Source organism: Agrilactobacillus composti DSM 18527 = JCM 14202 (assembly GCF_001436375.1).
Taxonomy (GTDB): Bacteria; Bacillota; Bacilli; order Lactobacillales; family Lactobacillaceae; genus Agrilactobacillus; species Agrilactobacillus composti.
Window position 1 is genome coordinate 1 of sequence record NZ_AZGA01000018.1, and the last position, 17543, is coordinate 17543.

At 45.7% G+C, this 17543-nt stretch carries 16 protein-coding genes; 5 read left to right on the forward strand and 11 right to left on the reverse strand.

Translation table 11 applies throughout. The features are described from left to right. The first annotated feature begins 188 nt into the window (after positions 1-188). Complete coding sequence (iscB, locus tag FC83_RS04960) at positions 189-1493, forward strand: RNA-guided endonuclease IscB (RefSeq protein WP_035451875.1); 1305 nt, start codon at positions 189-191, stop codon at positions 1491-1493. A 129-nt stretch (positions 1494-1622) separates the two neighbouring features. Here iscB (FC83_RS04960) and FC83_RS04965 read toward each other — a convergent pair whose 3' ends face one another. The 3 genes from FC83_RS04965 to FC83_RS04975 all read right to left on the reverse strand — a co-directional run bounded on the left by FC83_RS04965 (position 1623) and on the right by FC83_RS04975 (position 4975). Continuing rightward, positions 1623-2498 (reverse strand): diacylglycerol/lipid kinase family protein, encoded by an 876-nt coding sequence (locus FC83_RS04965; RefSeq protein WP_035451874.1) that lies wholly within the window; start codon positions 2496-2498, stop codon positions 1623-1625. A 121-nt stretch (positions 2499-2619) separates the two neighbouring features. Next, positions 2620-4218, reverse strand: coding sequence for a hypothetical protein (locus tag FC83_RS04970; protein WP_057002465.1), 1599 nt, complete (start codon positions 4216-4218; stop codon positions 2620-2622). Next, positions 4211-4975, reverse strand: coding sequence for an ABC transporter ATP-binding protein (locus tag FC83_RS04975; RefSeq protein WP_057002466.1), 765 nt, complete (start codon positions 4973-4975; stop codon positions 4211-4213). Before FC83_RS04975 ends, FC83_RS04970 begins: the two co-directional genes overlap by 8 nt. Before the next feature lie 491 nt (positions 4976-5466). On the opposite strand from FC83_RS04975, the gene FC83_RS04980 reads away from it, so the two are divergent. From FC83_RS04980 to FC83_RS04990, 3 genes are all read left to right on the forward strand, one after another. Next, positions 5467-6330, forward strand: a complete 864-nt coding sequence (locus FC83_RS04980) for a homoserine O-acetyltransferase/O-succinyltransferase family protein (protein ID WP_052004546.1) — start codon at positions 5467-5469, stop codon at positions 6328-6330. Further along, positions 6305-7582, forward strand: a complete 1278-nt coding sequence (locus FC83_RS04985; protein ID WP_035451873.1) for an O-acetylhomoserine aminocarboxypropyltransferase/cysteine synthase family protein — start codon at positions 6305-6307, stop codon at positions 7580-7582. The genes FC83_RS04980 and FC83_RS04985 overlap by 26 nt, the downstream gene beginning before the upstream one ends. 225 nt (positions 7583-7807) lie before the next feature. Beyond that, positions 7808-8635, forward strand: coding sequence for a ZIP family metal transporter (locus FC83_RS04990; RefSeq protein WP_035451872.1), 828 nt, complete (start codon positions 7808-7810; stop codon positions 8633-8635). A 60-nt stretch (positions 8636-8695) separates the two neighbouring features. On the opposite strand, the gene FC83_RS04995 is transcribed toward FC83_RS04990, so the two are convergent. After that, complete coding sequence (locus FC83_RS04995) at positions 8696-9268, reverse strand: sugar O-acetyltransferase (protein ID WP_035451871.1); 573 nt, start codon at positions 9266-9268, stop codon at positions 8696-8698. A 226-nt stretch (positions 9269-9494) separates the two neighbouring features. Further along, positions 9495-10043: a biotin transporter BioY gene (locus FC83_RS05000; RefSeq protein WP_035451870.1), complete on the reverse strand. Its 549-nt coding sequence runs from the start codon at positions 10041-10043 to the stop codon at positions 9495-9497. A 164-nt stretch (positions 10044-10207) separates the two neighbouring features. Between FC83_RS05000 and FC83_RS05005 the strand changes: the two genes are divergently transcribed. After that, positions 10208-11176: a biotin--[acetyl-CoA-carboxylase] ligase gene (locus tag FC83_RS05005; protein ID WP_057002467.1), complete on the forward strand. Its 969-nt coding sequence runs from the start codon at positions 10208-10210 to the stop codon at positions 11174-11176. A 147-nt stretch (positions 11177-11323) separates the two neighbouring features. Here FC83_RS05005 and iscB (FC83_RS05010) read toward each other — a convergent pair whose 3' ends face one another. From iscB (FC83_RS05010) to gyrA, 6 genes are all read right to left on the reverse strand, one after another. Then, on the reverse strand, positions 11324-12628 hold the full coding sequence (gene iscB, locus FC83_RS05010; protein WP_035451869.1) for an RNA-guided endonuclease IscB: 1305 nt from the start codon (positions 12626-12628) through the stop codon (positions 11324-11326). Positions 12629-12938: 310 nt separating this feature from the next. Further along, a complete protein-coding gene (locus FC83_RS05015; protein WP_035451868.1) occupies positions 12939-13196 on the reverse strand; it encodes a helix-turn-helix domain-containing protein in 258 nt (85 codons plus the stop codon). A gap of 262 nt (positions 13197-13458) precedes the next feature. Continuing rightward, positions 13459-13692: a 30S ribosomal protein S18 gene (gene rpsR / locus FC83_RS05020; RefSeq protein WP_035451867.1), complete on the reverse strand. Its 234-nt coding sequence runs from the start codon at positions 13690-13692 to the stop codon at positions 13459-13461. 91 nt (positions 13693-13783) lie between these two features. Beyond that, positions 13784-14329 carry a single-stranded DNA-binding protein gene (gene ssb, locus FC83_RS05025; protein WP_035451866.1) on the reverse strand — a complete coding sequence of 182 codons (546 nt, stop codon included), beginning with the start codon at positions 14327-14329 and terminating at the stop codon, positions 13784-13786. A 34-nt stretch (positions 14330-14363) separates the two neighbouring features. Then, the gene (gene rpsF, locus FC83_RS05030) at positions 14364-14657 is read right to left on the reverse strand and encodes a 30S ribosomal protein S6 (protein ID WP_035451865.1); all 294 of its coding nucleotides are present in this window, start codon (positions 14655-14657) and stop codon (positions 14364-14366) included. A 238-nt stretch (positions 14658-14895) separates the two neighbouring features. After that, positions 14896-17526: a DNA gyrase subunit A gene (gyrA, locus tag FC83_RS05035; protein WP_057002468.1), complete on the reverse strand. Its 2631-nt coding sequence runs from the start codon at positions 17524-17526 to the stop codon at positions 14896-14898. Positions 17527-17543: the final 17 nt, after the last annotated feature.

The window sequence follows — 17543 nt, forward strand, 5'->3', positions numbered from 1 at the left end:
TGTGCGGGCACTGTAAACAGTCCTAAGGTCAATGGGACCGTCAACCCGTGAGAAAATCACTGCTAGTCATTGGTTAAGCCTTGATAACATTGTCGAAGGGTAACCTCACGAACTCAAGTCCGATGAACTTGACGCCGTGGTCAGGTCTGTTATACCTGACAGAGAATTATTCATCGAAGGAGGGCATCATGCAAAATCGCGTATTTGTCATCAATCGTCAGGGCGAGCCACTGATGCCCTGCAAACAACAAAAATGTCGTAAATTATTACAGGGTGGTAGGGCCAAAGTTATCAAGAAAGAACCATTCACCATCCAATTGCTCTTTGGCTCAACTGGTTATAAACAACCTATCTCAATTGGTGTAGATTCTGGACAGCATCATATCGGTCTGGCTGTCACTTCTCAGGATAAAGTTTTATTCCAAGGAGAAGTCAGCCTGCGCCAAGATGTGAAAAAATTATTGGATACCCGACGAAGTTATCGGCGTGGTCGCCGGAATCGTAACACCAGATATCGGCCGCCCCGTTTCTTGAATCGGGCCAAGCCAGCGGGCTGGCTACCGCCATCGGTTGCCAACAAAGTCCAACACAACATCAACTGGATTCAGCGAATTCAAGCGGTCCTGCCTAAAGCAGAACTGCATATCGAAGTGGGCAAGTTCGACATGGCAAAGATGGTCCAGCCGGGAATAACCGGCTTGGGCTATCAGCAAGGCGACTTATATGGTTATGAGACTACAAAGCAATATGTCTTAGACCGGGATAACTATACCTGCCAGATCTGCCGGGGCAAGAACAAAGACCCAAAGCTCAAGATCCATCACATCATCTACCGGTCAAATGGCGGTACGAACCAAGTGAGCAACCTACTCACAGTCTGTGCCAGCTGTCATACCCAAGCCAATCATCAGCCCGGGGGCAAGCTTTTTGTCTTGCAAGCTAAGAAATTTCAAAGTCATCGTTCTTTAAAGGGCGCCACCTTCATGAATATCCTGCGCCGCCGGTTGTTTACCGCCTTTCCAGAGGCAAAGTTTCAGTATGGGGCCCAGACAACGTTAGACCGGGCCAAATTAGACTTACCAAAAGCGCATTACAATGACGCTGTAACTATCAGCGGCATCCAAAAAATCGCGCAACGGCCCACAGCTGTGGTGATGTTTCACCAGTTCCGCAAAAAGAAACGCTCTCTGCATGAAGCCACTGCCCGTAAAGGTCGTAAAACACCCAACCGAGCCAGCAAACGGAATGCCAAAAACACGAAAGCTGTCAGCGGGTTTCACCTCAATGACTATGTGCAATTACCTGATGGGCAAAAGGGGAATATCAGCGGGTTCAGTGGCAAAACAAAGTGTTTTGTGAAGGCGGGTGATGGCCACTACCTGGCCATAAGTTCCAAATATAAACACATCAGTCTAAGCAAGCTTAAAGTGATCCGGCACCAAAATAATTGGAACGTGACTGAGATAAAAGCTATGACTTATGAAATGGCGTGATTTAACTTTCTGCGAAAGTTAAGGCTATCCCTCCCCTGACTGAAGTCAAGGGGATTCCCGCCCATTCTCATTGAAAAGTGTAGATTGAACGTATCATAAAAGACGACCATGATGGTCGCCTTTTTTTGGTTATGGTTTCGGTGTAATCACCCGTAAGAATGCCGGATGCCACTGTAATTGGACTGGTAATTTGGGGCCAGCGTCGCCGTCGATACGGACTTCAACAGCTTGCTGATTTAAAGCAGACAACGTTAATTTTTCTGTGGCAAAGGCAGTGGTCCCCTTGAGGCGACTAAACTTACCAGAAAACAGATAGTAAACATAGGCGGGTATTTTTAAGACGGCAAAATTATGCAAGATTGCCACCGCAAAACCAGGCACGTTAGCTTGTAAATATTGGCGGCCCCCCACGTAATTGGTGGTGGTGATCAGACAAGACCAGACTTTGTAAGCGGCGTTATGTTGCGGGCTTTTGAACTGGATTGGATAAGAATGCCCCGTGAATAATCCCTTTAAACCCTTAAATACATAAATAATCGGCCCAAAACGGCGCTTTTCATCTTGACGGACGTTATTGGAGATATCTGCCAAAATACCAAAGACCAGGGAGCTGACCACCGCTTGATCATTGCAGGAACCGATGCCCACGTTTTGGACAGAACCGGTGCTGATATTGGCAATAGCCCGTTTAACATCCAAAGGAATACCCAATGATTTGGCAAAATTATTGATGGTACCATTGGGAATAATCGCCAACTGCGGCGTCGCCTTAGTCTGCAATAACGCCGTTACGGCTAGATTCAAGGAACCATCCCCGCCAATGCAGATCAGCCGTTCAGCGCTGGCTAGCTTCGCTTTCAGCAGTTTTAAAGCCGCCTCAGGCGTATCGGTATTAATGTCTTCATAATCTAAGCCCTGTTGCCGTAGATGGGCATGCACCAGCTCCGCCGTGTGGGCGGCTTGGCCATCCCCAGCTTTATCATTGTAAAAGACCAATTGTTTCACGTGAAACACCACCTTTTTATGAGATGGTTTTAGCATAACAGCTGGATTTAATTTAACGCAAGTCACAAGCGCAATCCGGTTCCTGGCTTGGCTTTAGTAGTCATTAACTTAATAACAGCTGTTATTTCAACTTTGCCCAAAAGGTCCACTGATAATGATGAATCAAAAAGAACGTGACGGCCACTAGTAAAATCACAAAAATTACATTAATGGCTAAAACGGCGAAGTTAAAGGTCATGGCAATGGCATAAAGGGCAATGATGATCCCCCCACCGAATACTTCCCCGGCTAATAAGAACATCACTGCAAAGTTCCCGCCGCTGCGGTTAAACAATTGGCTGATGTTGGTCCAATTCAATACCAAATTGCGATAGTCCCGGTAGAAGTAAAAGAGGCTCCCTAAGTAATTGCCCAGAGTCAAACCGGCTAATAACGCCAGGATCAAAGCCCAATTCAGATGGGCTACAAAGCCAATAACCACGCCGACAACTAGTAATAACGCCTCCTGTAACGCCGTTGCAAACTTAAATTTCAAACCCAAATACGTCCGCTGGGAGATGGGTAAGCTCTTAATGAAATTATAGTTGTCCCCGTCTAAAGAAATAATATTGGCCACAATGGCTGATTGATTCAAGGTCATTTGGGATAATACGATGCCAGTCAAAAACAGCACCCCCAAATATTTAGGTCCCAACTGGGATAAATTCAAGTTGCCGTTAATAGCAAAACTGAATAAAAAGATCCCGGGCATCAGTAAAGTGGCCACCAGGACTTGGCCCATCAAGGTGGCGTTTTTCAATAGACCCATATTGTAATGCAGTAATTGTTGGGTGAAATTTCGAGAAGCATGGGGGCCAGCTTGCCGATGTTTTTTAGCCGGCGCGGCCATGGTGTTCAATTCGGTGCGATACATCCGGGGAATGATTTGGGTTTTAATAAGGAAGAAGCCCAGGACGATCAACGCTAAAATCCCAATAATCCCACCGATGGCACTGTAAGATAACGGGTGAACTAAAATCTGGTGTAACGGTAAGAAAACGCCGATGACGGTTTGATCCACCAATTTCTTACCAGCATATATCGCATTTTGCCGGGAATTCACATACATGATCCCCACCACCATAGCAATCATGGTGATGCCAATCATCAAGAAGGTGAACATTTTACGATGGCGGTTAAAGGTCTTGGTTTGAGTCAGGCCAAAAACAAACAGACTGCAGACTAAGAAAATTAGCACAAAGAATAGGAGGAATAAAATCAAACCGATGATCACAGCGAGAATCATATTATAGCCGGAGCGGATAGCTGTCACCACGAATAACGCCAATAACGGTAGAATGAACGGTAAAACGGTGATGGCTACTGCCGTGAACTTCGCGGTGAAAACGGTGCTCTGACTGAATGGCAGGGGTAAATAATCCTTGAGATCTTTACTTTCGTAAAAAACGTTATTGATGGTGGTGACACTTTGGGCTAAGGCCATAATGGTAAAAATTGTCACATAGCTGGTGAAAAAACCTGGATATTTGGGGAAATCAATGGCCAGCATCATCCCCCCATAAATCACAATGAACAACACCCCTGTCAGGACATAATTCATTAAGAGGGATTTGACGATTTGATTGGAATCTTTATCCTTTTGGCGCTGCTTTTGGGTGGCCTGGGGATTGACGTAGAGCATATTGACACGAATCAACGTCCAAAGTTGCCCTTTATTCATCGTCATCACCTGCAATCGCATTGATCTGCTGGGCATCAGCTTGGCGGCCGGCCATCTTCAGGTAAATGGTCTCTAGGGATTCATTAGGTTCAGTGGCCAATAGATCGTCCAACGAACCGTTATAAATCAATTCCCCTTGGCGCAGGATGGCCAGTTCATCACATAACTGTTGGGCGGAGTCTAAAACGTGGGTGGAGAAGACCACGGTTTTGCCTTTTTTGGCATGGGCCTTCATCAAGGCCTTTAGATCATAGGCCGCTTGGGGGTCTAAACCTTGTAGGGGTTCATCCAAGATCCACACATCCGGGTCGGGCAATAAGGCCCCAATGATGATGGTCTTTTGCCGCATCCCATGGGAGAAGCCGTCTAAGGTATTGTCCACCACACTTTGCATGTCGAACAATCCCACCAATTCCCCTAAGCGTTTGGCCTTTCTCTCCGGGGTCAATTGGTAGGCTGAGGCGATTAGGTCCCAATATTCGTTCGCCGTTAATTGTAAAAACATATCCGGGCTATCGGGCACATAGCCAATTTTTTCTTTAATGGCCAGGCGGTCTGTTTCCAGATCCAAGCCATCCACTTTAATGGTGCCGGCGGTGGGTTCAATAATACTCACCAAACTTTTAATGGTGGTGGACTTCCCCGCCCCGTTATGGCCCAAAAAGCCAAATATTTCGCCGGATTTAATGGTCAAACTCAAATCTTTCAGGGCCGCTTTCTCACCATAAACTTTTTTCAAATGTTCGATTTCAATCATTTTCAATCAGCTCCTATCTACTTTTAAAACAATCAAACCTATGTATTTCCTGTGTTTCTACCCAGAATATACCATACATCCCCCTCACATTGATATGATTCTTCGCCAACCCATGATAAAATTATGGCAAAACAAAAGCTTGACATTCATTTAAAAATAGATATACTAATCAATAACTAATCTGAATTTAACTTTTAGACGTTGACGAGAAGAGTAATTAGACCAGTAACTGAACAAGCGACTACCGTTAGTGCGAGGGTAGCAGTGAAAACCTAATGAAGATGAGCTCCGAGTCTTGAGTGACAGTGCAAGCCGTCCCTCCGGAAGGATCCGATATAATCCCTTAGCCTACAGAATTATTTTCTGCGCGCTTAGAGGTAGTTTTCAACTACGAATCTGGGGTGGTACCACGACCACATCGTCCCCGTGTCTATTTTTTAGACATGGGGGCGTTTTTTTTTTACTTTTGAAAATCGGAAGGTGTGATTTTTATGACTGTTATCTGTACCAACGGCTTTAGCCGCCCAAACACTGACCCAACCGCCAGCCAGCAACGAACATCAATTTTGGTGCTGAACTTAATGCCTAACAAACAAGGCACTGAAGACCAAATCATCAGCCTGTTTGAAGAAACAAATTTACCCATCGCCCTCACATTCATGTACCCTAAGAGTCACGTTTGGCGTCATGGGGATCAAGCAGACCTAGCTGAAAATTACGTCAGTTTAGATGATATCAGCGACCAATATTTCGATGGTTTGTTAGTGACTGGCGCACCTTTGGAGAAGTTAGATTTTGACGATGTGGATTTCTGGTCGGAATTCAACGCCATCCGCGACTGGAGCCAAACCCATACCACCACCCAACTATTCACTTGTTGGAGCGCCCAAGCGGCGTTATACACCGATTTTCGCTTACCAAAAATCAACCTTGAAGACAAGATATTCGGCGTCTTTGAAAACCAATTACTAGGTACTTCTTTACCCCAATGGTTTCAAATTCCCCAATCCCGTTTTTCAGCTGTAGATCGCACCGACGTCTTGAACTGCCCGGCCGTTTCTATCTTAGGGGACAATCAAGCCACCGGGCCATTTATCTTAAAAGCCAACAACCAAAACACCCTGTACGTATTGGGTCATCCCGAGTATAACGCCGATACCTTAAGCACTGAGTATTACCGGGACTTAGAAAAGCACCAACCGGTTAAGGCCCCTGAAAATATTTCTTTAACGGCGCCACAATTCGCCTATGCCCATTGGCGGTGTTGCAGCCGATATTTGTACCAAGAATGGGTAAAACAAAGTTTTTTATTAAAGGAGAATAATTCACATGAGCAAAAACAACTACAATTTTGAGACGTTACAAGTACACGCTGGCCAAACGGTTGATGAAACCGGCGCCCGGGCAGTGCCAATCTACCAAACCACTTCTTATGTTTTCACCAGCCCAGAACAAGCCGCTGATCGGTTTGCTTTAAGAGATCCCGGCAATATTTACACCCGTTTGACGAACCCTACGACCGCCGTCGTAGAACAACGCGTCGCAGAATTGGAGGGGGGCACTGGTGGTGTTGCCCTGGCTACTGGGGCCGCAGCTATCACCGCTGCTATTCAAAATATCGCTGCTGAAGGCGACGAAATCGTCTCTGCCAGCACCCTTTATGGTGGGACGTATAACTTATTTAATGTCACTTTACCAAAAGCCGGCATTACCACCCATTTCGTCAACCCAGATGATCCCGCTAACTTTGAAGCGGAAATCAACGACAACACCAAAGCTCTTTATGTGGAAAGTATCGGTAACCCTGATATCAACTTGGTGGATTTGCCGAAAATCGCCGAAATCGCCCATAAACACCAGATCTTACTGATCGTGGATAACACCTTTGCCACCCCATACTTATATCGGCCTTTAGAATTAGGGGCAGATGTCGTCGTGGAATCCGCTACGAAATTCATCGGCGGCCACGGGACGACCATGGGCGGCATTATCATTGAAAATGGTGAATTTGATTACCGGGCTTCTGGCAAGTACCCTGAATTCACCACACCAGATCCCCAATATAACGGCTTAGTCTTCGCAGACTTAAAGGGTGGTGCCTTCACCACCAAAGTTCGGGCTGAAGGCTTACGGGACACCGGGGCAGCCATTAGTCCTTTCAACTCCTTCTTATTATTACAAGGTCTTGAAACCTTGTCCTTACGTTTGGAACGCCATGTGGCCAACACCCGTAAAGTCATCGATTTCTTAAAGGCTTCGCCAAAAGTTGCTTGGATCAAATATCCTGAATTAGAAGACAGCCCTTACTATGATTTAGCTAAACGCGATTTTCCTAAGGGTGTTGGGGCAATCTTCACCATCGGTTTAACCGGCGGTGAAGCAGCTGGTAAAGCGTTGATTTCTAACTTAAAGATCTTCTCCTTGTTAGCCAACGTAGGTGATGCCAAGTCCTTGATCATTCACCCTGCTTCCACGACCCATGCCCAATTAAACGAAGCTGAATTACGGGCAACCGGTATTACACCGGACTTGATCCGTCTGTCAATCGGAATTGAAAATGCCGATGATTTAATTGCCGATTTGCAACAAGCTTTAGCTAAAATCTAACTTAGTGAGCGTGCTTCAGTAACTGAAATCACATACGACCTTCTATTAATATAACCATACTTAAAAGACTTCAGAGATCACAGCCAATCTTTGAAGTCTTTTATCATGCCTACATTTTAGAATTGGGCAGACCTAACATTTATTGTTATAATTAACTATAGTAACTATCCAACCTTTTCCATAGCGACAAAAAAAACTATTCAAAAGCGAGGTTTAAAAAACTATATGAGTTTGATGACACATTTAGCACCTTGGCAAATGGCTTTGCTGGCCACCCTATTCACTTGGGGCATGACTGCCTTGGGGGCTGGCCTGGTCTTTTTCTTCAAGACCATTCGCAGCTATGCCTTAGCCATCATGTACGGCTTTGCGGCCGGTGTAATGATAGCGGCTTCATTTTGGTCGTTGTTAGACCCAGCCATCGCCCTGGCGGAAAAACAGGGGAAAACCGCCTGGATGGTGGTAGCCAGTGGCTTTGTCTTAGGTGGGGTCTTCTTGTATCTAGCTGACAAATTGATTCCTAGTCTTTGTCTCAAACGCAGTAAGCAATCTAGCAATTTTGGCACTGAAAATCAACTTCGCCGTACAATTTTATTAGTCTTTTCCATCACCTTGCATAATATTCCGGAAGGTTTAGCCGTGGGGGTGGCCTTTGGGGCCGCAGCCAATGCCGCCGGTGCCCAACAGGCAGGCATCATTTTAGCCGCCACCACCGTGGCCATTGGCATCGGTTTACAGAACTTCCCCGAGGGGGCCGCTGTATCGATTCCATTGCGCCAAAGCGGCATGAGCCGGTTTCGGGCATTTATGTATGGCCAAGCCAGTGGTATCGTTGAACCGGTGGCCGGTATTCTGGGGGCTGTTTTAGTTTCCAGTGTCACCAGTATCTTACCTTACGCCCTAGCCTTTGCGGCGGGGGCCATGATTTATGTGGCTTGTAAGGAACTGATCCCCGAAGCCCATGCCCGCACCGCTGAACAATCCCATTGGGCGATTTTAGGGGTCATGGCCGGCTTTACATTAATGATGATTTTAGATGTGGCTTTAGGCTAAAAACGATAAAAAACCCGATAACGCCGGAAAATTGACGTTATCGGGTTTTTAAATTGAAGCTTAATCGACTTCTTCAGGATCCAGTTCGCGAATAACTCGGGCGGGATTGCCAGCGATGACCAAATTGTCCCCAAAGGACTTGGTGACCACTGAATTAGCCCCCACCACCACGTTATTCCCTAGTGTGACGCCCGGAACTACGGCGGTACCGCCACCTAACCAAACGTTGTTGCCGATGGTCACAGGCTTGGCTTTGCCAATCATGGCCGCCCGGCGTTCTGGGTTAAAGGGATGATAAGCCGCATAGATCTGTACATGGGGGCCAAATAAAACATCATTCCCAATCGTAACTGGGGCAGAATCTAAAATCACCCCATCATAGTTACATAAGAAATTATCACCCACATGGATGTTATAGCCAAAATCACAATGGAAATCCGGTTGCAGATAAGGATTCTTGCCCACCGTACCAAATAATTGGCGAATAACATGGTCCTTTTGGGCATTGTCATTATCATCTAAATCATTTAATTGTTTGCATAAACGTCTAGCCCGCGTTTCATCAGCGGCCAGTTCTGGATCTAAGATTTGATAATCTTGACCCGCTAACATTTTTTCTTTATTTGTCGTCATAAGAATCCCACTTTCCAACAAGATATTGGGTAATACCGACCTAGCTTTGCGGCTAAAGCTTTATATACCCCATTATTTTATCACGTGGAAAGGCATTCATCAAATAAATATTGATTTTTAAAATTCATTCGTATAAATTTAACGGCTAAATTAAAAACACAACGCGCTTACTACTTTCACGTTGTGCTGTAACCGGTATCTCCAGATGAATTAACAAACTAAAAACTTATTGCATCAATTCTGCCAACCGATGATTCCGTTGTAATTGTTGGGCTAAGAAAACGGCTACCACGGCTTTAATGGTATCTCCAGGTAAGAAGACCACACTGGCCACCAAAGCATTGGTCAAGCCGATATGGCCTAATACAGCCATACCAATGGCCCCCACGAAATCAATAAAGCCCACGCCAATGACCCAAACCCAGATGTAACTTAACCACCATTGATGGCCGGGATTGAGATATTTCAAAAAGAAAGCAATCAAAGCTGGGGTAAAGGCATAGGCCAGTAAGTAACCCCCCGTTGGCCCCAGGAATAAGGCGTACCCGCCCCGGCCACCGGATAACACCGGAAGTCCTAAGGCAGCCATCAGCAGGAAAATAACCACGGCGGTGGTCCCCCGCTTGCCCCCTAGGAGAATACCGGCTAAAATAATGCCTAAGTTTTGCATGACAATGGGTGTGGGAATAAAGCCCACGGGAATCGGTGGAAATAAACCTAATAGAATAATAATAGCGGTCATCAGTGCTGTTTGTGTTAGATGTCTTGTGTTCATTGTGCGCCTCCCAAACTTTTTTTACCAAATCATTGAATAATTGTAGTATAATTATTGTTAACCAATAAGTCAACAACGGTTAACCATAAAAATATAAAATAGTTCTAAATCCAATCAGGACACCGATTAAATAGATTCAACATTTTTAAATGGAGGCGGATTTTATGTCTGAACAAGCTTTAAAGCAGTTATTTCTAGCCCATCCCCAGGAATATTTATCCGGTCAACAATTGGCCCAGGACTTAGGGATCAGTCGCACGGCGGTTTGGAAACAAATTCAACAACTAAAAAATCAAGGCTATCAGATTCATAGTCACGGTAAGTTGGGTTATCGTTACGAGGGGACTGATCATTTAGACAGTGTGGTGATTCAAGCAAACCTGGCCAATTCAGCGGACTGTGAAATTTTGACCTTCGCTAGTTTAAATTCCACCAACGATTACGCCAAACAATATCTCAGTCAACAGCCCGTTACCAAACCAGTGGTGATTTTAGCTGATGAACAAACGGCTGGCCATGGTCGCCTTGGCCGCAGCTTTTACTCCCCAAAAACCACGGGTTTATACTTGAGCATATTGCTACCTGTAACGGCGAACGGGTCAGTGATTCCCGGCCTGTTAACCACGGGAACCGGTATGGCTGTAGTGAAAGCACTGCAAAAGGTTTTGCCAGACTTGCCGTTGCGGTTAAAGTGGATCAACGATTTAGTGGTGCACCAGCGTAAATGTGGCGGTATCTTGACGGAAGCCATCAATGATTTAGAAAGCAATCAAATCAGCCACCTCATTGTGGGCATCGGCCTTAATTTGGTGACCCAAGATTTCCCCGCCGATCTCAAAGATATTGCTGGGGCCTTATCCAAAACGCCCTTAGACCGGAATAAATTAGCCGCTGATATCATCACTGAATTCTTGAAAATGTATGCCACTTACGAAACCGGTGACTTCCTACCGGAATATCGGCGTTATTCTGCGGTGTTAGGCCGTCAGATCCAAGCCAATACCCGGGGTAAAATTATCACCGGGGTCGCCCAAGACATAGACACCATGGGGCATTTATTAGTGGCCACCGACCAGGGTCTAACCACCCTGAGCAGTGGTGAAATCACCAAAGTTCAACTGGACCCTGCTTAACTAAAAAAAGCCAGCCCAATCGGACTGACTAATGCTCAACTCATAAATTTGCCTGACTCAATAACTTGGTTGTTCAATGAGAATGGGCGGGAATCCCCTTGACTTCAGTCAGGGGAGGGATAGCCCTAACTTTCGCAGAAAGTTAAATCACGCCATTTGATAAGTCTTAACTTCTATCTCAGTGACGTTCCAATTATTTTGATGTCGGATTACTTTAAGTTTGCTTAGATTAATATGTTTGTATTTGGAACTTATGGCCAAGTAATGGCCATCACCCGCTTTTACAAAACAAAGTGTTTTTCCGCTGAACCCGCTGACATTCCCTTTTTGTCCGTTAGGTAATTGCACATAGTCATTGAGATAAAAACCCTTTGAAAACTTCTTATTTTTAGCATTGCGTTTACTCGTAGTATTGGGTGTTTTACGGCCTTTACGGGCTGTGGCTTCATGCAGGGAGCGTTTCTTTTTGCGGAACTGGCGAAACATCACTACAGCTGTGGGCTGTTGGCTGATCCGTTGAATGCCGCTGATGGTCACGGCGTCATTGTAATGGGCTTTTGGCAGCTCTAACTTGGCTCGGTTTAAAGTCGTCTGGGCCCCATATTGAAAGCTGGCTTCTGGAAAAGCCGTGAATAACCGGCGGCGCAAGATATTCATAAAGGTGGCGCCCTTTAGAGAATGATGGCTTTGAAATCTCTTCGCCTGCAGGGCATAGAGCTTGCCCCCGGGCTGGTGATTGGCCTGGGTATGACAAGTAGCACACACCGTGAGCAGATTGCTCACCTGGTTGGTGCCACCAGTAGACCGGTAGATAATGTGATGGATCTTGAGCTTTGGGTCTTTGGTTTTGCCGTGGCAGATCTGGCAGGTATAATTATCTCGGTCTAAGACATATTGCTTAGCCGTTTCATAGCCATATAAGTCGCCTTGCTGATAGCCTAAGCCGGTGATACCTGGCTGTTTCATTTTTGCCATGTCAAACTTGCCCACTTCGATATGCAGTTCTGCTTGAGGCAGGACTGCTTGGACTCGCTGAATCCAGGTAATATTGTGTTGAACTTTACTGGCCACCGATGGCGGTAACCAACCTGCTGGCTTAGCCCGGTTCAGGAAACGGGGCGGCCGGTATCTGGTGTTACGATTGCGGCGGCCACGCCGATAAATCCGCCGGGTATCCAGTAATTTTTTCACATCTTGACGCAGACTGACCTCACCTTGGAATAAAACTTTATCCTGAGACGTAACAGCCAGGCCGACATGATGCTGTCCAGAATCTACACCAATTGAGACAGGTTGTTTATAACCAGTTGAGCCAAACAATAGTTGAATAGTGAATGGTTCTTTCTTGATAACTTTGGCTCTACCAGCCTGTAAGAGGTTACGACATTTTTGTTGTTTACAGGGCATCAGTGGCTCGCCCTGGCGATTGATGACAAATACGCGATTTTGCATGATACCCTCCTTTGATGAGATTTAATCGTCAGGTAAAGCAGACCTGACCACGGCGTCAAGTTCATCAGACTTGAGTTCGTGAGGTTACCCTTCGACAATGTTATCAAGGCTTAACCGCTGACGAGCAGCAGTTTTCTCACGGGTTGACGGTCCCATTGACCTTAGGACTGTTTACAGCGCCCGCACAGAGCTGGGAACTAGGGTATCATCTCCAGGTGTGATCACCAAGATAACGTAGTGTCCAAACGACACTGAGTCTAGACAACCAGACTTGAAGTAAGCACTTCAAGCCCCTTACTTTAGTGAGGGGTCACGGTTGACTCGACAGCTTAATGGTCAAGCCTAAACCTTTGGCGTAACGGGTTAACGTGCCTAACGTAGGTACTGAGTCCAAACGTTCGATTTTCGCTAATTGAGCAGGTTTCATCCCAATTTGCTCGGCAAAATCTTTTTGCTTGATACCACGCTTCAGGCGTTCGCTCTGCAAATCAGCTAACATCTCAATAACGGCTATGTTTTCTTTACGGATAGCTTTAATACCGCTTTTATAGTCATGCCAAGTTGTCATTTAATTGTCTCCTCGTATATTAAGTTTCCTACTTTCCAATTTAGCGGATTGGCGTAATTGCGTCAATCAAATGATCTTTTTGTTTTATCCAGAATCCATCTGAACCGCAAAAAAGCTCTTCTTAGCTTGAAAGGACGCCTCACCTTTAAAGACTGGGCTACCAACAACCCCCGCATCAGCCGCTATTTTTCAGCTGCCAATGCGGGGTTTAATTTTGCGTAAAAAAAAACTCCGGCTCAGCGGCCGAAGCTTTGAATCAGGTTTAATCTTCTACAACGAATGGTAAAAGACCCATGATCCGAGAACGTTTGATTGCAATTGTCAAACGACGTTGGTTTTTAGCGCTTGTCCCAGTAACCCGACGAGGTAAGATTTTACCACGTTCAGAAACAAAGCGTCTCAATAAATCAGTATCTTTATAATCGATGTATTCGATATGATTAGCGGCGATGAAGTCGACTTTACGACGACGACGGCCACGACGTTGTTGTGCCATAGATTTGTCCTCCTATTAGTTTTTTATATTTACGTTTTTAAGTTTACTTTTCGTTTTTAGTGATTTCCCATTAAAACAGGCTCATACTCTATTAAAATGGCAAATCATCATCGGAAATGTCGATCTGCTGACCATTATCTGCAAACGGATCTTGCATATCTGGCTGCTTAGGGGCATTGCCTGGATTGTTACTGTTTGGTTTTGATGTTGGGGCGTTATTGTTGTTATGAGACGAATAATTATTGTTTTGGTTATTTTGATTATAATTATTACCGCCGTTATTTTGGGACCCTTCACCTTCACGTTGTTGGGTTGTTGTTCTGGACTCTAAGAGTGAGAAGTTATCAACCACGACTTCGGTCACGTAGACTCTTTGGCCTTGTTGGTTTTCATAGGACCGAGTTTGTAAGCGGCCATCGATCCCAACCAAAGAACCTTTTTTAGTGAAGTTTGCAAAATTTTCGGCAGCTTTGCGCCAAATAACGCAGTTAATGAAGTCAGCTTCACGCTCACCCTGGGCATTGGTAAACTGGCGATTCACGGCAACTGTAAAGCTAGCCACGGCAGCACCATTGTTGGTATAACGAAGTTCAACATCCCGGGTTAATCGGCCAACAAGGACGACTCGATTAATCATTTATAACTGCTCCTTCCATACATCAGGTTTATCTTCACGGACGGACAACGATCATATGACGCAAAATATTGTCATCGATCTTAGCCAAACGATCGAATTCATCGATAGCTTTGGTATCATCAGCGTTAATGTTGACGATATGATAGACGCCTTCATTATAGTTGTTGATTTCATAAGCTAACCGACGTTTTTGCCAGTCTTTAGAGTCAATGATTTCAGAACCATTGTCCTTTAAGATATTGTCAAAACGGTCGATCAGTGTCTTCTTTGCTTCATCATCAATATCAGGTTTGATGATATAAGTAATTTCATAATGTGTTTTAGCCACTGTTCTACACCTCCTTATGGTCTTTTGGCTGCCTAGTATCTCTAGGTAGCAAGGAGCACCGACTTCCATCGGCCCGCCAAATTGGCGGTAACTCACAAATAACTATGCTACCATAATCGAAACTAGAATACAATTTTATTTCAAAAAAAATTGGTTGACCCAACCTAAAATGCTGACTTCGTTATGTCATATTCTAGATTACGTCGAACCAATTTTTAATTGTGTCACATTATTTCATTTATTCAGAATCAGAATCATTCGGATCATCTTGGTTGTCGTCGTCCGTCTGGTCATCAGTTGACTCGTCATCAGCTTGGGCCCGATTTAAGAGTTCGTCGACTTCTGGATGATCTTGATCCAGATCAACTGGACCAGCTTCTGCAGTTGTATCAGCTGCTGTTTTAGCGGCTGCTTCGGCTTCTTCTTTCTTCTCAGCTTCTGGATCCACCTTGGCCATGGTTGACACTAGGGCATCGTCATCCACTCTAATCAAGCGTACCCCTAAGGTAGCCCGACCTGTGGTGGAAATATTCTCAGCTTCAAAGCGAATCAAGACCCCGGTATTGGTCATCAACAAGATGTCCTCATTACCTTTAACCGTAGTGACACCGGCCAGTGGCCCATTTTTACTGGTGATATTGGCGGTCTTGATCCCTTTACCGCCCCGGCCTTTGATTGGATATTCCTTGGCGGGTGTGCGTTTGCCGTAGCCCTTTTCAGAGATGACAAAGACATCTTTGTCTGGGGTCAAGACATCACTGCCCACCACGTAATCCTTATCCCGCAGGCGAATGCCCCGGACCCCGGCTGCAGTACGGCCCATGGCCCGGATATCCGTTTCTCTAAAGGAAACGGCGTAGCCTAAGTGGGTCCCGATCAAAATGTTGGCAGTTCCGTCGGTCAACAAGACATTGCTCAATTCGTCTTCATCCCGCAAGGTCACAGCCCGCAAGCCGCTCTTACGAATGTTGTCGAATTCACCAACCAACGTGCGTTTTACCACGCCTAGGCGGGTGATGAAGAACAGGTAGTGTTCCCGATTCATTTCGTCTTTGGGGATATGGACCATGGTTTGAATGCGTTCATCGGAATCCACACCCAACAAGTTGATTACTGGGATTCCCTTGGCAGTTCGGCCGTATTCGGGGATTTCATACCCCTTGGAGCGATAGACCTTCCCGTGGTTGGTGAAGAACAGCACCGTATCATGGGTGGAGGTGATCACCAGGTGTTCGATGAAGTCATCATCATGGACGCCCATCCCCTGGATCCCGCGGCCACCGCGGTTTTGCGTCTTAAATTCACTGGACGGCATCCGCTTGATGTAACCGTTATGGGTCAAGGTGATGGCTGACTCTTCTTCTTCGATCAAGTCTTCGTCTTCAATGCTTAAGACTTCACCCACTAAGAGTTCTGTCCGCCGGTCATCCCCAAATTTCTTTTGAATCTCCAATAATTCTTCATAGATGATTTGGTTGATCCGTTCTGGCTTGGCCAAAATATCTTTGTAATCGCTGATATTGGCTTGCAGTTCATTATATTCTGACTCGATCTTATTGCGTTCCAAACCGGTCAGGCGCACAAAGCGCATATCCAAAATGGCTTGCGCCTGTTTATCGCTTAAATGATATTGGTTCATCAATTCATTTTTGGCTACGTCACCTGTTGGGGAATTACGGATCAAGGTGATGATGGCATCCACATGATCCAAGGCAATCCGCAAGCCCTCTAGGATATGGGCCCGGGCTTCAGCTTTACGCAGATCAAATTGGGTTCTGCGGCGAATGACGGATTCTTGGTGCTTTAAGTAATATTGTAAAATCTGCTTGAGATTTAAAACTTTCGGCGCCCCATCTACGATAGCCACCATGTTAAAGCCAAAGGTAGTTTGCATCGATGTCAATTTATACAGGTTATTCAAGACAACGGTGGCACTGACATCCCGCCGGATATCGATCACGATCCGCATCCCATCACGGTCAGACTCATCGTTTAAATCAGTGATGCCATCCAAACGCTTGTCCCGAGCCAATTCAGCGATTCTTTCCACCAATTTAGCCTTGTTGACCATATAAGGCAATTCTGTGACAATGATCCGTTCTTTGCCATTCTTTTGGGTCAAAACATCTACTTTAGCCCGTAAGGTGATGGTGCCCCGACCAGTCTTATAAGCCTTGCGGATACCGGATTTACCCATGACAATAGCGCCCGTAGGGAAATCAGGGCCAGGCACGGCCTCCATGAGATCTTCAATGGTGGCCGCTGGATCAGCCATCAAAATGTGAATCGCTTTAATAACTTCTGATAAATTATGCGGTGGGATATTCGTGGTCATCCCCACAGCGATACCGGTTGCCCCGTTAACTAATAAGTTTGGGAAGCGGGCTGGCAACACCGTGGGTTCTCTTTCAGAGCCATCGTAGTTGTCAGTGAAATCAATGGTGTCTTTATTGATATCCCGTAACATTTCCATGGCGATCTTGCTCATGCGAGCTTCGGTATAACGCATGGCTGCCGCGCCATCGCCGTCCACGGAACCGAAGTTACCATGACCGTCTACGAGCATATAACGGTAACTAAAATCCTGGGCCATCCGCACCATTGATTCATAAATCGCCGAATCCCCATGGGGGTGATACTTCCCCATGACATCCCCCACGATCCGGGCCGATTTCTTATAAGGCTTATCTGGGGTTACGCCCAATTCATTCATCCCATATAAAATCCGGCGATGCACCGGTTTTAGACCGTCACGCACGTCCGGTAAAGCCCGGGCAACGATGACACTCATGGCGTAATCTAGAAAAGAACTGCGCATGGTTTTAGATAAGTTGACATTGGTGATGCGCCGATCCTGTGCATTATCCATGTATTTTGTTTACTCCC

What these genes read in the sequence shown, in the direction of transcription:
- gyrA (WP_057002468.1), bottom strand. Translation starts at nt 17,526, where the DNA reads ATGGATAATGCACAGGATCGGCGCATCACCAATGTCAACTTATCTAAA.
- iscB (WP_035451869.1), bottom strand. Translation starts at nt 12,628, where the DNA reads ATGCAAAATCGCGTATTTGTCATCAATCGCCAGGGCGAGCCACTGATG.
- FC83_RS04970 (WP_057002465.1), bottom strand. Translation starts at nt 4,218, where the DNA reads ATGAATAAAGGGCAACTTTGGACGTTGATTCGTGTCAATATGCTCTAC.
- rpsR (WP_035451867.1), bottom strand. Translation starts at nt 13,692, where the DNA reads ATGGCACAACAACGTCGTGGCCGTCGTCGTCGTAAAGTCGACTTCATC.
- ssb (WP_035451866.1), bottom strand. Translation starts at nt 14,329, where the DNA reads ATGATTAATCGAGTCGTCCTTGTTGGCCGATTAACCCGGGATGTTGAA.
- FC83_RS05015 (WP_035451868.1), bottom strand. Translation starts at nt 13,196, where the DNA reads ATGACAACTTGGCATGACTATAAAAGCGGTATTAAAGCTATCCGTAAA.
- iscB (WP_035451875.1), top strand. Translation starts at nt 189, where the DNA reads ATGCAAAATCGCGTATTTGTCATCAATCGTCAGGGCGAGCCACTGATG.
- FC83_RS04985 (WP_035451873.1), top strand. Translation starts at nt 6,305, where the DNA reads ATGAGCAAAAACAACTACAATTTTGAGACGTTACAAGTACACGCTGGC.
- FC83_RS04980 (WP_052004546.1), top strand. Translation starts at nt 5,467, where the DNA reads ATGACTGTTATCTGTACCAACGGCTTTAGCCGCCCAAACACTGACCCA.
- FC83_RS04995 (WP_035451871.1), bottom strand. Translation starts at nt 9,268, where the DNA reads ATGACGACAAATAAAGAAAAAATGTTAGCGGGTCAAGATTATCAAATC.
- FC83_RS05005 (WP_057002467.1), top strand. Translation starts at nt 10,208, where the DNA reads ATGTCTGAACAAGCTTTAAAGCAGTTATTTCTAGCCCATCCCCAGGAA.
- FC83_RS04990 (WP_035451872.1), top strand. Translation starts at nt 7,808, where the DNA reads ATGAGTTTGATGACACATTTAGCACCTTGGCAAATGGCTTTGCTGGCC.
- FC83_RS04975 (WP_057002466.1), bottom strand. Translation starts at nt 4,975, where the DNA reads ATGATTGAAATCGAACATTTGAAAAAAGTTTATGGTGAGAAAGCGGCC.
- FC83_RS05000 (WP_035451870.1), bottom strand. Translation starts at nt 10,043, where the DNA reads ATGAACACAAGACATCTAACACAAACAGCACTGATGACCGCTATTATT.